14 protein-coding genes are annotated in these 16021 nt (G+C 48.2%); 4 read left to right on the top strand and 10 right to left on the bottom strand.

Translation table 11 applies throughout. The annotated features are described in order from the left end of the window. Positions 1-29: 29 nt before the first annotated feature. From DW915_RS11015 to DW915_RS10970, 10 genes are all read right to left on the bottom strand, one after another. On the bottom strand, positions 30-1484 hold the full coding sequence (locus tag DW915_RS11015; protein WP_118742133.1) for a serpin family protein: 1455 nt from the start codon (positions 1482-1484) through the stop codon (positions 30-32). After that, positions 1481-2041, bottom strand: coding sequence for an RNA polymerase sigma factor (locus DW915_RS11010; RefSeq protein ID WP_055267808.1), 561 nt, complete (start codon positions 2039-2041; stop codon positions 1481-1483). The genes DW915_RS11015 and DW915_RS11010 overlap by 4 nt, the downstream gene beginning before the upstream one ends. Positions 2042-2167: 126 nt before the next feature. Then, positions 2168-3850, bottom strand: a complete 1683-nt coding sequence (locus DW915_RS11005; protein ID WP_055218946.1) for a phospho-sugar mutase — start codon at positions 3848-3850, stop codon at positions 2168-2170. Positions 3851-4182: 332 nt separating this feature from the next. Further along, positions 4183-4314 (bottom strand): DUF1016 N-terminal domain-containing protein, encoded by a 132-nt coding sequence (locus DW915_RS16465; RefSeq protein WP_279220269.1) that lies wholly within the window; start codon positions 4312-4314, stop codon positions 4183-4185. A gap of 150 nt (positions 4315-4464) precedes the next feature. Next, positions 4465-5133 carry an SGNH/GDSL hydrolase family protein gene (locus tag DW915_RS10995; RefSeq protein ID WP_055218948.1) on the bottom strand — a complete coding sequence of 223 codons (669 nt, stop codon included), beginning with the start codon at positions 5131-5133 and terminating at the stop codon, positions 4465-4467. 148 nt (positions 5134-5281) lie between these two features. After that, positions 5282-6313 (bottom strand): TRAP transporter substrate-binding protein, encoded by a 1032-nt coding sequence (locus DW915_RS10990; protein WP_242998349.1) that lies wholly within the window; start codon positions 6311-6313, stop codon positions 5282-5284. A 16-nt stretch (positions 6314-6329) separates the two neighbouring features. After that, positions 6330-7619: a TRAP transporter large permease gene (locus DW915_RS10985; protein ID WP_118742132.1), complete on the bottom strand. Its 1290-nt coding sequence runs from the start codon at positions 7617-7619 to the stop codon at positions 6330-6332. Continuing rightward, entirely contained in the window at positions 7619-8251 is a 633-nt protein-coding gene (locus DW915_RS10980; protein WP_055218952.1) for a TRAP transporter small permease, read from the bottom strand. Before DW915_RS10980 ends, DW915_RS10985 begins: the two co-directional genes overlap by 1 nt. A gap of 104 nt (positions 8252-8355) precedes the next feature. Then, a complete protein-coding gene (gene aroD / locus DW915_RS10975; protein ID WP_055218954.1) occupies positions 8356-9117 on the bottom strand; it encodes a type I 3-dehydroquinate dehydratase in 762 nt (253 codons plus the stop codon). A 108-nt stretch (positions 9118-9225) separates the two neighbouring features. After that, positions 9226-10440 carry an MFS transporter gene (locus DW915_RS10970; RefSeq protein ID WP_118742131.1) on the bottom strand — a complete coding sequence of 405 codons (1215 nt, stop codon included), beginning with the start codon at positions 10438-10440 and terminating at the stop codon, positions 9226-9228. A gap of 281 nt (positions 10441-10721) precedes the next feature. Between DW915_RS10970 and DW915_RS10965 the strand changes: the two genes are divergently transcribed. The 4 genes from DW915_RS10965 to aroE all read left to right on the top strand — a co-directional run bounded on the left by DW915_RS10965 (position 10722) and on the right by aroE (position 15948). Beyond that, on the top strand, positions 10722-11669 hold the full coding sequence (locus DW915_RS10965) for a LysR family transcriptional regulator (protein WP_055218958.1): 948 nt from the start codon (positions 10722-10724) through the stop codon (positions 11667-11669). Between the two features lie 71 nt (positions 11670-11740). Further along, complete coding sequence (locus tag DW915_RS10960) at positions 11741-13762, top strand: oxidoreductase (RefSeq protein ID WP_118742130.1); 2022 nt, start codon at positions 11741-11743, stop codon at positions 13760-13762. 221 nt (positions 13763-13983) lie between these two features. Continuing rightward, positions 13984-14874, top strand: coding sequence for a quinate/shikimate dehydrogenase (locus DW915_RS10955; RefSeq protein ID WP_334294803.1), 891 nt, complete (start codon positions 13984-13986; stop codon positions 14872-14874). Positions 14875-15075: 201 nt separating this feature from the next. Beyond that, positions 15076-15948 carry a shikimate dehydrogenase gene (aroE, locus tag DW915_RS10950; protein ID WP_055218962.1) on the top strand — a complete coding sequence of 291 codons (873 nt, stop codon included), beginning with the start codon at positions 15076-15078 and terminating at the stop codon, positions 15946-15948. Positions 15949-16021: the final 73 nt, after the last annotated feature.

Raw genomic sequence — 16021 nt, 5'->3', positions numbered from 1 at the left:
CAGGAGCCGGACAGTCCGACTCCTTTTTTTCATGTCTCTGCAATATTTCTCACAACTCCCGAAAACAGAATCGATCCGTCCTGCCCCGTGACAAGAAACAGGAATGGACGATCCAGTACGAAGTCGATTTCGTCGTCCGGTATTTCTGCTGCGGTTTCTGAAATGCCGAGTTCTGTATACGCTGCTCCGGTTACTCCGTTTTCGTCGATTTCAAGCGTGGCGGCATGATCTGCTTTGCTCAGGTATAAATTCTCTTTGTCCCCTGTTAATGGACTGAAATCTGCCAGATCCGTATCCAGCGCATCCGTTACACCTAGTGCGCGCACCGTTTCGATCAGGTCTGTTTTTTCCGATACTTTAAATTTAGGAACAGACAGGTTCACCATAGGGGAATACCAGTTATCACTGCTTTCATCCCGCCGTATAACCTTCATCAGATCCGGCGATGATACCAGTTCATTGACATCGGTATTTTCATCCGGAAGCAGGAAATACATGGAGCCGCTGTCCTGAAGGCTAAGGCTGGCTGCACGGAAATGTTCGCCCTGGTAGACATCCATCCATTCCGTTTTTTTCATCATGTCCACAGTGGTATCTCCCGCAGCTCCGTGGAAGGTTTCCTTCTCTGTATCTACTTCCCAGAAATTTTCCCTCCACATCGCCTTATAATAGATGGTTGATACCAGTTCAAATACCGTTTCCGGGGCGATCGCCATGTCTTTCGTATATTCCTTCAAAAGTCCGCCGGTATTATCATCCGTCCACGTCCGCAATGCCTGATTCATCTCTTCCGATCCAGGCATTCCTCTGAATGTCGATGCATAGTACTGTTCCGCCAGCCGCTGCAGCGTTGTGTCATTGTATGTTTCCTCACCATCCAGCCACAGCGAATTTGCCAGCACACTTTTCAGCGCAGGCGTATCTGCATAATTACTTTCCCAGAGCGAAGAAACATTTTCCCGCAACGTATCCATATCCTGAGCACCAAGCATGTCGAGAATCTGTTGCCGTGTATTTCCATCTGAAGTTTCTGCCAGCATCGCAAACGCAATATACAGATTGATCGGCGAGCAGACGGTATTTTCATTATCGGAAACCAGCATCTGTTCCATCAGTTTCTGATAATACGCATCCATTCCCGACTGCAGTTCCGCTGATTTTGTCGTCAGTTCCCTGTAGGAATTCCACCAGTCCCAGTGCGCATCACTTTCCATAAATTCCTGTGCATCCATCGTCTGCGCCACAGATGCCGGATAAGCTGCCATAACCGTCTTTAGCCCCGACGGGTAACGGACTGCCGAACTCTCCTGTCCATTTCTCCATGTCGTAACCCCCAGCACAGCTCCGCCGATGATCACCGCGCAGGCTGCCGCGGCCGTCCATTTTTTCCATGCAGCCCCTTGGGAACGCTGATAGTCCCGCGCCTTTTTCACCATAGCAGGATCCAGGTCACTCAGTGTTTCAAACAGTTCTTCTTTCTTCATACTTCGAACCCCCTTTCCGTCAAGTGTGTGTGCAGTTTCCCACGGATCCGGTTCAGCGTAACTGAAACATAGTTTTCGCTTCTGCCCAGACGCCCCGCGATTTCGCCGATACTGTCCACATACCAGTACCGCAGGACAAACATGCATCGTTTCTCCTCCGGCAGCTTCTGCAGAAACTGATTGATTTCCGCTACCAGTTCTTTCATCTCCCACTGCCGCTCAATATTATCTTTCCCCGAAACGCATTCTTCCAACTCGTCCAACACCGCATCAACCTGACTTCCTCCGCGTTTTCCGCGATGCATTTTTCTATACAGATCAAAAGAAAGATTTCTTGTTATCTTTCCAAGAAATGTCGATAACAGAGACGGCCGGTGCGGCGGCATGGCGTTCCACGCGTGAAGCCAGGTGTCATTGACGCATTCTTCTGCATCCGCCGGATTCTTCAGAATATTCTGTGCAATAGATGTACAGTATGCACCATATTTCATCGAGGATTCGCTGATCGCGGCTTCATCTCTGTCCCAATACAGCAGGACAATTCTTTCATCTTCCATATGGAACTTCCCCCTTTCATCTATCATCACGCTGTTCTGCAGAAAATCTTACACTTTTCGAAAAAAAATTCAGGTTCGAAAAAGGGCGCAGCCGAAGCCACGCCCTTCTATTCTTTTTTATTTTCTTTATGCCAGAATCGGTTTTAAAGCCTCTGCGAGTTTTTCTTTCTCTGCTTCTGCCTCTGCCAGATCCTTACCAAGTGTTGTGTAGTATACTTTGATCTTCGGCTCTGTTCCGGACGGGCGGACGATGACGGTTTCACCGTTTGCCAGTTTGTAGATCAGAACGTTTGCGGATGGGAGTCCGGTCTCTTCTGGTTTCTCGTAATCGGTTACTTTGACAACAGCGGAACCTGCGATCTCGGTCAGCGGCTCTTTTCTGAGGCCATCCATGATGCCTGCCATCTTGTCCATGCCGCTCAGACCCGGGAATTCAAAGCTGTCTACTTTGTTCAGGTAGCGGCCGTACTCAGCATAGATCTCTTCCAGTCTCTGTTTCAGAGAGCTTCCGATGCTTCTGTAGTAAGCTGCCATCTCGCAGATCAGCATGGAGCCGATGACTGCGTCTTTATCTCTTACATACGGGCCAGCCAGGTATCCGTAGCTCTCCTCGAATCCGAAGATGAAGCGGTCTACTTCGCCGTCTGCCTCCAGGTTTGCAATCTGATCGCCGATCCATTTGAATCCGGTCAGAACGCTGCGGAGTTCCACGCCGTAGTGCTCTGCAACAGCATCTGCCAGCGGTGTGGATACGATGGATTTGACAGCAACCGGTTTCTCCGGCATGGTACCTTTCTCGATGCGGCCTGCGCAGATGTAGTCGAGAAGCAGAACGCCGACTTCGTTTCCGGTTACCAGCTCATAACTTCCATCCGGGCATTTCATGGCGATACCAACACGGTCTGCATCCGGGTCGGTTGCCAGCATCAGATCTGCGCCGGTCTCTTTTGCAAGATCCAGGCCTTTTTCCAGTGCTGCAAAGATTTCCGGGTTCGGATAGCTGCAGGTGGTGAAGTATCCGTTCGGGTACTCCTGCTCCGGAACGATCGTGATATCGGTGATGCCGATGTCTTTTAATACACGGGTAACCGGTACAAGACCAGATCCGTTCAGCGGGCTGTAAACGAGTTTCAGTCCAGCGGTCTTGCAGAGACCTGGACGAACCTGACGGGATTCGATGGCTTCGTACAGTGCATTCTTGCAGTCATCGCCGACGAAACGGATCAGTCCCTCTTCTACTCCCTGTGCAAACGGCATATATTTTACGCCGGTCAGGATATCGGTTTTCTGAATCTCTGCGTATACGATTGCTGCAGCATCATCGGTCATCTGGCATCCGTCCGGGCCGTAGGCTTTGTAGCCGTTGTATTTTGCCGGGTTGTGGGATGCAGTTACCATGATACCTGCGTTGCAGTTGTAATAACGGGTTGCAAAGGAAAGTGCCGGTACCGGCATCAGTGCGTCGTAAATTCTGACTTTGATTCCGTTTGCTGCCAGAACGCCTGCTGCTGTTTTTGCGAATACATCGCTCTTAATACGGCTGTCATAGCTGATGGCTACGGTCTGGTTTCCGCCCTGTGTTTTTACCCAGTTTGCAAGGCCCTGTGTTGCCTGACGTACTACATAGATATTCATACGGTTTGTTCCTGCGCCAAGTACACCACGAAGTCCTGCGGTTCCGAATTTCAGAGATACAGCAAAACGGTCCTTGATCTCCTCATCGTTTCCTTCAATCCGTGCCAGCTCCGGGTTCAGATCTGCGTCTTCCAGATCAGCTGCCAGCCATCTCTTATACTCTTCCAGATACATATCTTTTTTTCTCCTGTTCTATTCTTTATTTGTAACTATTCAGCGCCATGCGAAAGAGAAGAAAATCGTGAATCATGCTTGCATGAATGCGCGGTTTTCTGGAATTTCATATGGCGAGAAGCAACATCGAGATGCAGCGCAAGCGGAATCGAGATGGGGTTCTGAATAGTTACCTTTCTTTTATGTCTCACTCTTATGTCCCCATGTAGCGCCACATAAATGTATGTATAGTCATAATATACCATAACTGTCCCAAAACAGCAATTATTTTTGGTAATTTAAGCAAAATTTTACCGATTCTTTTTCTCTTTTTTCGACTCTGTCCGCTGTTTTCAGACAGAATTAGCTAAAACTCTTTTCGTCCAGCCATATCTTTTTGTCATTCGAATATAAAATTCCCGCTGCAAGTTATCCTCGCATTTTTCCATAATGATAATATTATTGTTCCAACTAATTTCTCGCACCAGTGGTGCGAGTTTCTATCCTTCCGACAACTTTCCATTCCGACAAGCTCTGGTTAATTATGATATCGCTTAGTGGGTTACAAAAGCAGAAATCTGCACGTCTCGCGAAAACGCAAATTTCTGCTTTTGTTATGGTATTTATATTAGTTTTTATTCCTCTCCCGGTCTGTGATTGTAGTCAAATCCGCATTTCTCCAAAAACGCCCGCGCAATCACGGTTGCACCGATCTGGTTCGGGTGAATCCGATCCCATGCAATGTAGGAAGAATGACGGTATTGGAAGTAATCATTAAAAACAGCCTGCAGATCGATAAAACAGCAGCCATATTTTTCGGCCAGCTCACGGCAGATTGCCCCATACGTATCCATACGTTTTCTCATCCAGTCCTCTGCATTTGGCTCCATATAATATGGGGTCATGAGAAAAACACCTTTTACGTTATCTTTTACGGAGAGAATCATCTGTTCGACGTTAGAACGGTACTCCTCCGGAGATACCTGGACATCCGGCATAGCCGGGCTGTCGAACTGTCTCCAGACATCGTTGATACCGATGCAAATAGAAACCCAGTCCGGGTTCAGGGAAACAACGTCGCGGTCAAACCGCTGCAGCAGATCGCGGCTTGTGTTTCCACTGATACCGGAGTTTGTCACACGAATGTATACCTCCGGGTAAAATGCAGACAGCATGTTCTCAACAATTCTGACGTAGCTCTTTCCGACATTTTCAAATAAACCTTCCCCCACCGGCTGTGCACTCTCCATATCCGTTACGGAATCCCCTGCAAATACAATCCGGTCCATGTGTTTAAAAATCATTTTTTTGCCTCCCATAAATTTAGAAAAACCATCTGAACCCATTATAGTCTTACAGTTTCGACCGTGCAAGGCAAATTTTGTGTAAAAAAATCCGGCCGCGAAACACTGTTTTTCAGTGCCCCGCAGCCGGGAATTTCATTTTCTTTTCTTACTCAATTCCATCCATATACGCATTGTAAATCGCCGGATCAATATTCTCTTTGATCGACTCATACACGCTCTGGGATGCCTCGCGGATGTCAGCTCTTGTCTGGTCATCGAGTGTCAGAATCTTCGTTCCGCTCTCCTCGATTTTCGCGATCTTGTCGACAATACGGGCATCGGACTGCTCTCTTGCGTACTCGGTCGCAATCTTTGCGGCCTCGGTCATGATCTCCTGCTCGTCTGCAGGCAGATCCTGGAAGAAATCATCGTTGACGATCAGGGAAATCAGATGCGGCAGATGGTTCGTCTCCACTACGTAATCCTGCTGCTCATACAGATTATTCGAAACGATGACCTCATACGGGTTCTCCTGTGCATCAATCGTGTGCTGCTGCAGGCCGATGTAAACCTCACTGAAGCTCATCGGCGTCGGGTTGGCACCGATGGCTTTCCAGAATGCCAGATGGTAGCTGTTCTCCATGGTACGGATCTTCTGACCCTTGAAATCCGAAAAGCTGTAAACCGGCTTATTCGTACTCATGACACGAAATCCCTGATCTGCCATACCGAGCAGGTGATAGCCTCCCTCCGTATAAACGTTGCTGATCAGCTCGTAAAACTCCGGATTATCGATCTTCTCACGGCATTCATCGAGAGAATCAAACACACACGGCAGATCAAACACGGCAAGATCACCCATAAAGGAAACCTGCGGTGCCGTATTCTGTACGACAAACGGAATATCGCCGTCGGCACACGTTTCCAGCAGATCGCGGTCGCCGCCGAGCGTTGAGTTTGCGTAAACCTGAATTTTCATCCTTCCATCGCTCAGCTCCGAAATCTCTTCCGCGAACTTCTCAGCGAAGATCTGCGTTACCGTGTCCTCCGGGCTCGCCGTTGCCAGCGGCCAGGAATAGCGCTGTGTCGTCTCTTCTCCGGAAGAGCCGCAGCCGGCAAGCGATGCGCCAAGCGCAATGACAGCGGCAAGTGCCGTCACTTTTCGGAAAAGCTTTTTCTTTTTTGTCATCTTTTTCATTGTCCTTCGCTCCTCCCTATAAAATTCCAATCGAAATCGCCGGAATAAACGTAATCAGCAGCAGTGCCGCAAGGAAGAAACCGATCATCGGCATAGCCTTCTTTGCGATCTGCATGACCGGAACCTCGGTCAGGGAGCTTGCCACGAACAGGTTGACGCCGATCGGCGGTGTTACGAAGCCGATCGCAAGGTTGACAACCATGATCACACCAAACTGAATTGGATCCATACCGATTGCCTGTACGATCGGCAGAAGGATCGGGGTCAGAATCAGGATTGCCGGTGTGGTATCCATCACCATTCCGACAATCAGCAGGAATACGTTGATGATCAGAAGGATCGCAACCGGGCTGTGGAAATTGTTCAGAATGAACTCACTGACCGTCTGCGGCACCTGCATCAGCGTCAGGACACGGGAAAATGCTGTCGATGCCGCCAGGATGAACAGGATCGGAGTGAAGGTACGAATCGCCTCAACCAGAATGGACCAGATGTCGTGGATGCGGATACTCCTGTATACAAAAAGGCTGACAAGCAGTGCATAGAATACGGAGATAACAGCCGCCTCGGTCGGGGAAGCAACGCCGCTGTAGATACAGCCAAGAATGATCACCGGGCTGAGCAGTGCAAAAAAGCTCTCTTTTAAAACGCAAAGCAGGCCCTTGTCATGCAGCACTTTGACTTCTGCATGGATCTTCTCTTTGTCCTCCCCATACCGTTTGCAGTGATAAACGGCATAAAGCATCAGCAGCAGACCGATCATCAAACCCGGTACAATTCCGGCAAGGAACAGGTCACTGACCGAAGCACCGGAAGCCATACCGTACATGATGAACGGAATACTCGGGGGAATGATAACGCCAAGGCCGCCGGCAACTGCCACAATCGCTGTGGAGAATGTCAGATCATAACCAAGGGTAGTCAGAATCGGGATTGTCATGCTTCCGACAGCAGCAACGGTCGCCGGAGCGGAACCGGAAATCGCACCATAGAAAAGGCAGGTGACGATAACGGCGCACGGCATACCTGCGGTGAATTTTCCGAGAAAATAGGCAAAGACATCAAACAGTTTTTTGGAGATGCCTCCCTTAGCCATGATGATACCGGAGAGGACGAACATCGGGACTGCCAGCAGGGGGAAGGAATCGAGACCTCCGAACATGGCACGGATCAGATATTTGGCTCCTACCGTAAAGGACGGGTCAAACACCGACGGAAGCACAGATGTGATTCCAAGGGTAATCGATACCGGAACAGCGATGACCAGCAAAGCAACAAAAATCAAAAATAATACTACGACCGGCATTAGCGTTCCTCCTCGTTTGAATTTTTAATCGTATGAATGCGGTTGTCGATACCCGCGTTCAGGGCATTTTCTGTGGCGTTATCTGCTCCAGCATTTGCCTCAATGAAGGATTCCGGCGTATTGCGCTCCGGATGGGCCGGGTCGAAAACGTTCTCACCGCGTGCCACGCGGAACTCGATCATCCACCGCTGCAGAACACGAAAGGCAACCAGCACAAAGGAGACGAGCGGTGCTGCCTGGATAAAGTACATCGGAATTTTGCAGGCCGGGGAAAGCTGGCCGCTTTTAACCGACGACATCATATAGGAAAAAGCAAACGGAATCATATAGATGAAAAAAATCAGTTCAAATGTATGATTCACAATTTTGAAGATGGCTTTTCCTCTCCGCGGGAAAATCGCAACAAACTGCTCGATCTTGATGGAAAGGCATTTCTTACTGCAGTAGCTGACGCTTAAAAAACCGCACCAGATAAAAATATATCTGGTCAGCTCTTCCGACCACGACAGCGACATGCCAAGAACGTAACGACAGAAAACCTGGACTCCCATGATCAGCGTCATGGCGATCAGACCGATCACAAGAAGAAATTCTTCGAGATTTTCATCCAGCCAGTGAAATATTCTCTTCATAAAAGGCATACCTCCGTTAAATTTATAACAGAACAATAATACAAAAGGGACATCGGCATCAACAGCAAAGCTAAAAATACCGGTGTCCCCTAAAGAAAAAACGGTTACATGGCTTTGTGAAGCAGATCCAGAACGGTGCTCAGATCATTCACACCCATCTGACCCGGTGCGGATGCTTTCTTTGCCGCGCCGAAGGTCATGGAAGAGCCAAACACCTCACCGCAGAGACGGCTGATTACACCGGTGCCTGCCATAGACATGGTGATGATCGGTCTGTCCGCATAATTGGTGGCCATTTCCTCTGTTGCTGCAAGCAGGGTCAGGACGTCTTTCCTGTTCTGCGGCATAACAGCAATCTTCGGAATATCTGCGTTCATATCCTGCATCTTGCGCAGTCTGTAGATGATGTCTGCTTTTGCAGGAGTTTTGAAGAAATCATGATTGGAAGCGATGACCTTTACACCTGCTGCGTGTGCACCATCGATGATTTTTTTTACGATCTCGTCTCCGGTAAAAATTTCAACATCGATCAGATCTACATATCCGGTCTGTGCTGCTTTGATGTTCAGCTCCGCATAGGCTGCCGGCTCGATAGCTTTTTCGCCGCCTTCTTTGGAGGTACGGAACGTCATCAGAAGCGGAATATTGCCGAGTGCTTCGCGGAGGTCTTTTAACACATCCTCTACCTGCGCAAAGTCGAATACGCCTTCAAACCAGTCTACACGCCATTCTACAACATCAACCGGAATCGAATGGAAGGTTTTTGCTTCTTCGATGATATCGTTTTTGGTAACACCTACGATCGGAACGATGATTTTCGGTGCGCCGGCACCGATTTCAATATCACGAACTTTTACTGTATTCATGTGTTTTTCCTTCTTTCTTCAATTTAACCCTGACTTTTCTTTGCAGGCTTTTCTTTTTCACGTCCAGATTACCTGGTACTTCGTACTTCCGCAATCCTTAACCTCATTTTAATTGTCCTGCTGTGCAAGTTCAACCATTTTTTTATAGCGGATGTTTACAAACAGTCCAAGTGCAACACCAACTGCGGTCAGAACGATATTCATGGTCATAACGCCGGACGGCTGCATTTTAGATGCTGCGGTCAGGATGGTGTAGTTGCAAAGAGAAGATGCGATCATAACCAGTGCGGTTACGGTTCCTTTGATTTTCGGGAACAGCATATTGCAAACGGAAGTTGCGATCTGAAGCAGTCCGCCTGCGCCTGCCCATCCGATGATAAATGCACCGGCGATCATCAGCGGTTTGCTCTGTCCCATCAGGACAGCGATCATGGTTACAAGGCAGATAGCCGGGTAAACAACGATGAAACGAACGTCTTTGATTTTTCTGGTCAGGAATGCGGTTACAACGAGTGCCAGCATGGTTCCTGCTGAATAATAGGTCTGCATGATGGACGGATTCGCCCAGCCTACATTTTCTTTTGCAAAGTTCTGCGCGCAGTTCAGCCACAGCTGGAAGGTACCGGTGCAGGTGAATCCGATCAGGATCATGGCGATGGACTCGAAAGAAAAATGGGTATGCTTCAGACTGTCGATCAGACCCTCTTTTGTGCCGGATGCTTTCTGGTCAGCATCTGGCAGCGGGAACAGGAATACCAGTACAAAAAGTACGATATACGCAATTCCGCATCCATAGAATAACGGATTGTAGGAGGTAAATCCGGCTGCGGTAGAAGTAACCGCTACACCAAGAACAAATGGAAGCAGCATCTGTGCGATTGCGATGAAGAATTTGATTCCCATAGTAGCAACGCCCGGAGCTTTGTAAATAATTTCGGATACTGCCGGGTAAATACCGGTATCCAGAAAGGAGTTTGCGATACCGCCGATAATGGCGCATACGTAAGCGATGGTATAACCACCGTGTGTTCCTGCATTAAATGCAAGGGCAAGGCCGATCAGATAAATTGCATAAGAAGCACTTCCGATTGCGGTGGAAATGCGACGTCCGAGCTTGTCGGACAGAGGACCTGCAAATGGCAGTGCGATCAGACGGCCAAGACCGAGTGCTGCGGAAATTGCGGTAATTGCCATTGCTTCCACTCCCCATGCTGCTGCCAGAGCCTCTTTGATGACTGCCTGGCCCAGAATAGAGCATCCAACACCGTGGATAAAGTAGTTCAAGTACAAAATTAATGCACTTGGCAGGTATTTCTTGTTCATGGTTTCTCTCCTTTTTAAATAGATCATGTGTTGAGGTCAAATTGTCTTTTTCCTCTGTTCGGTTCATCATTTTGTTTTGTCACAAACAACAGATTACCAGTTTCGTGAATGTTAAAAAAATAACATTTGCCTTTATTTTAACAGTGAAAGTGTGTGCGGTCTAATGCTTTTAAAGGAAAAAATCAATGCATTGAATGCATTGATATGGTATACTTGAGTTATCATAATAAGAGGAAGCAAAGACTTTCTTACGGAACCATTTTTTCAGGAGGAAAAACCACATGACACTGAATCAGATTCTCTATTTCCGAAAGGTCGCCCGGCTGGAAAATTATCACCAGGCGGCAGAGGAGCTTTATATTTCCCAGCCATCCCTGAGCCGTTCGATGGCCGCCCTTGAAAGTGAGCTTGGAATCACGCTGTTTGAAAAGAAAGGGCGCGGTGTTGTCCTTACCAATGCCGGCCGTCTTTTCCTGGAGCATGCAGACCGGATCGCAGGCGACTGTGACATTGCGGCAGGCAAGATGAAAGAGCTCGCCTCCGGTGGCGGAAAAATCAACATCGGTTATATTTTTCCACTTGCCGGACATTATATTCCGCACAATGTCCGCACCTTTCTGGACCAAGAAGAAAACAAAAATGTTGCCTTTAGCTTCTGGCAGAACCATACCCCGGCCATTGCACAGAAGGTGAAATCCGGCGAACTCGATCTTGGGTTTGGCGGCTTTTTAAAGCGCGACGACATGGAGTTTTTTCCGTTGATCCAGCAGCCGCTTGTCATCGTGTCCCCGGAACAGCATCCGATTGCCGATGAACCGGAGGTTCCGCTTGTAAAGCTTACCCGTTATCCGGTGATCGGCTACGACCGCGCATCCTGGATGGGGGCCTACACCGGTCATCTCTACCGCAAATATCAGCTTCATCCGAATATTATCATGGAATGCCCGGATGAATATTCGATTGTGGCACTGGTACGCGAAAACTTCGGCATCGCGCTCATGCCGCGAACCGATATTCTGGAACAGGCAGACGGTATCCGCATCCACACACTGAAAGGTCTCGAGATTTATCATCAGACTTTTATGTTCTGGATGAAGAACCGCTACCGGCTTCCGGCTGTCGAACGGTTTACCGAATACATGAAACAGCACGCTGACATTATCGAAGAGTCCAGAAACGATAGCGAAAACGTATCAAAAGTTTATCTGAAAGATATTGTTAATTTTTAGTCGAAAGAGTTATGATGGATTTGTCACAAACAGAGGATTACCGCTCATGTAATGAATAAGGAGAAATTTTCATGAAGAGTGCTTACCCAAAAATTTTCGAGCCAATTACCATCAAACGAACAACGATTAAAAACCGTATTGCAATGACCCCGATGGGAACCAACTACGGTGAGACAAGCGGTGAGATGAGTAACCGTCATATGAATTATTACTCTCTCCGCGCAAAAGGCGGCGTTGGTCTTATTATTCTGGAGAACGCCAACATCGAGTACCCGGTCGGTTCCAACGGAACCAGCCAGATCCGTATCGACCACGACAGCTTTATGCCGCGCTACTATCAGTTAGTCGAAAACCTTCATAAAAACGGTGCTACCGTAGCAATTCAGATCAACCACGCCGGAGCTTCCGCATCTTCCGCAAGAACCGGTATGGAAACCGTTTCTTCTTCCAACATCCCGACAAAAGCCGGCGGAGAAACCCCTCGCCCGATGACAAAAGAAGAAATCATGACAACCGTGAAAAAATACGGCGAGGCTGCAAAACGTGTGCAGGCCATCGGCTTTGATGCCATTGAAATCCACTGCGGCCACTCCTACCTGATGAGCCAGTTCATCTCCCCGTATTACAATAAAAGAACCGATGAATTCGGTGGTTCTGTAGAAAACCGCCTGCGCTTCCCGCGTATGGTTCTCGAAGAAGTACGTAAAAACGTCGGACCATGGTTCCCGATCATCGTTCGTATCTCTGCCGAGGAGCGTGTTCCGGGCGGAAACACCCTGGAAGATACCCTGGAATACCTGGAGTACCTGGATGAATTCGTAGATATGTACGACGTATCCTGCGGCCTCAACCCATCCCTGCAGTATCAGATCGATTCCAACTTCCTGCCGGACGGATGGCGTTCCTACATGGCAAGAGCCGTAAAAGATAAATTCAAAAAACCTGTGATCAACGCTGGTAACTACCGCGATCCGAAGATCGTTGAAAAAGTTCTCGAGAGCGGTGATGTAGATATCATCGGCATGGGACGCGGCCTGATCGCTGAACCGAACTGGGTAAAGAAGGTAGAGAACGGCGAGGAAGATCTTCTTCGGAAATGTATCTCCTGTAACGTCGGATGTGCAGGAAACCGTATCGGCGTCAACCGCCCGATCCGTTGTACCGTAAACCCGGCTGTTCCGGAAGGCGATATTTACAAAGCACTGAAAGTAAATAAAAACTGTAACGTTGTTGTTGTCGGCGCCGGTACTGCCGGTATGGAAGCAGCCTGCACCGCAGCAGAAGTCGGATGCAACGTTTTCGTACTTGAGAAAAACGATCACATCGGCGGTCTTTCCACTTTCATCTCCGATCTTCCAAGCAAGACCCGTATGAAAGATTTCCCGAAATACCTTGAGGCAAGAGCTGCCAGACTGAAAAACCTGTATATTTTCCTCAACACCGAAGCTACGGTGGATAAGATTAAACAGTTCAAACCGGACATCATTGTAAACTCCACCGGTTCCGTTCCGCTTGTTCCGCCGATCAAAGGCCTGAAAGAGAACATCGATGCCGGAAACGTAAATACCATCTTTGGTATGATCAACAATGTAAACGCCGGAAAATATCCGGAAGAAGCCTGTCAGGGCAAGAAAGTCGTTGTAGTCGGCGGCGGTTCCGTAGGACTTGACGTTATTGAATACTTTGCACCGAGAGGCGCCGAGTGTACCATCATCGATATGCTGCCGCAGATCGGTATGCTTGCAGACCCGATCACCAAATGCTCCATGCGTGAGACACACGACAAATACGGTGTAAAAGAATATGTCAACACCGCTCTTCAGGAAGTAAAAGAAAACGCATTCACTGTAAAGCTTCCGGACGGAACCATCCAGGATCTCACCTTCGATTATGGATTCAACTGCCTTGGAATGCGCTCCAACAACCCGATTCTTCCGGAGCTTCAGGAAGCATTCGCCGATACCCATACTTATATTTATACCATCGGCGATTCCGTACGCGCACGCCGCATCATGGAAGGTACCATGGAAGGCCGCGCTATCCTGAATGTACTGGAGTCCCAGGGATACCTGCATCTGGAGCCGCTTGAGTAATCCCCAGCATCGCTTTCTTACCCAGCGAAATAACAAGTGTTTCACTGCATAAGGGAACGATAACGATTCCACTACTTTAAGCAGCCCGACAAAAACTGTATATCATCTGCTACGCTGTTTCTTTTTCAAAATGACAAGATACCAGGGTCAAAAGGTCAAAAAACCTTTTGACTCCAACATCAATGACAACAGCGCAGCATAAAAAAAGAAAAGAGGAAAATATCATGCCAAACGTAACAGGACATACCGAATTAGTTGGATTAATGGCTTACCCGATCCGTCATACCCAGTCTCCGACAACCCACAACCTTGCATACGACAAAAACGGAGATGATGTCATTCAGCTTGCTTTCGAAGTTGATAACGATTCTTTAAAAGATGCTGTGCAGAGTATCCGCGCGCTGAAAATGCTCGGTTCCAATATTTCCATGCCAAACAAAACTGTTGTCCACAAATATCTGGACGAAGTAGATGAAGCAGCTAAGTTATGCGGCGCTATCAATACCGTAGTCAACCTCCGCGACGAAAACGGTCAGGTAACCGGAAAACTGAAAGGCTACAACACCGATGGTATGGGATACTGGCAGGCACTGACCGAAGAGGGCATCGATTTCAAGGGAATGAAGATGGTCCTGATCGGAACCGGCGGTGCTGCTACTGCAATTGCAGTGCGCGGTGCTCTGGATGGAGTTGCAGAAATTGAAATCTTCAACATCAAAGACAAATTCTACAGCCGTGGAGAGGAAATTGTTGATCTGATCAATAAGAACACCAACTGCAAGGCTACCATGAACGATCTGGCAGACAAAGACCTCCTGAAAGAAAAAATGCACGCAGCTGACCTGTTCTGCGATGCTACCGGCGTAGGAATGCATCCACTCGAAGACCTTTCCAACATTCCTGATCCTTCCTTCTTTAAAAAAGATCTCATCGTAACGGATACCGTTTACGCTCCGCGCGAAACCGTTATGATGAAACAGGCAAAAGAAGCAGGATGTGAGAAAGTATTCAACGGCATGGGCATGATGCTGTTCCAGGCACTCATCGCAATCAAGCTGTACACCGGAAAAGATACTCCGGTTGACTACATGAAAGAGAAACTTGGAATCTGATTTCCGGGCGAATCTTTTCCATCTTAAACCTTAATCAAAAACCAACACGAAAAGAGGAAATGAACTTTGCGTCATTTCCTCTTTTTTTCTTGCTTTCTTTCGGCATCTGGAGTATAATTCACTTCATATAGTAGCAGTTTAAAGTGCTACAGCACGATTTATCATCATGCGGAAATACGAGGAGAGAGAGGATTTCAAATTATGTCAAAACACATCACAGGACACACCGGATTATTATGTTTACTCGGAAGCCCGGTTGCACACAGTGTTTCTCCGGAAATGCACAACGAAGCATGCGACCAGCTCGGCCTTGATTATAGCTACCTTGCCTTTGATGTACCGGAAGACAAAATGCCGCAGGCAGTCGAAGGACTCCGCACCATGGGTGCAAGAGGCTGGAATATCACCATGCCTGGCAAAAATATCATGTGCAAATTGGCAGACAAGGTTTCTCCTGCTTCGGAGATCTCCGGCGCATGTAATACCATCGTCAACGACAACGGCGTTCTCACCGCTTACACCACCGACGGTGTCGGCTTCATGAGAGCAGTTGCAGAAAACGGCGTAGACATCATCGGCAAAAAGATGACTCTGCTCGGTGCCGGCGGCGCTGCTACTGCAATCCTGGTACAGGCAGCCCTCGACGGCGTGGCTGAGATCAATGTATTCAACGTCAGAGACAATTTCTTCGGAAGAGCCGAGGAAATCGTTGCAAAACTGAATGAGCGTACTTCCTGCAAGGTTACCCTGCACGACTTCTCCGATCCGGAAGTCCTTCGCGCATCCATCGCAGACAGCGCCATTCTTGTCAATGGAACTTCCGTCGGAATGGCTCCAAAAACCGAGAACACCATCATCACCGACACAACGATGTTCCACAAAGACCTCTTCGTTTTCGATGTGATCTACAATCCGCAGGAAACCCGCCTGCTGCGTGAGGCAAAAGAGGCTGGATGCAAGACCGGAAACGGTATGTACATGCTGTTATACCAGGGAGCTGCTTCCTTCAAACTGTGGACTGGCGAGGATATGCCGGTTGAGATCATCAAAGAGAAATACTTCTCCGGAAAATAAAATATCACGCAATTTCAAAAGGCTTCTGCCCCGGATTTTCATCCGCCGGCAGAAGCCTTTTTTATCATCCTGA

Origin of the sequence: Blautia sp. AM42-2, from assembly GCF_003480245.1 — a bacterium.
Lineage (GTDB): Bacteria > Bacillota > Clostridia > Lachnospirales > Lachnospiraceae > Fusicatenibacter > Fusicatenibacter saccharivorans.
The sequence above is the reverse complement of the archived record's forward strand: the minus strand, read 5'-3'. Positions and strand labels throughout refer to the sequence as shown.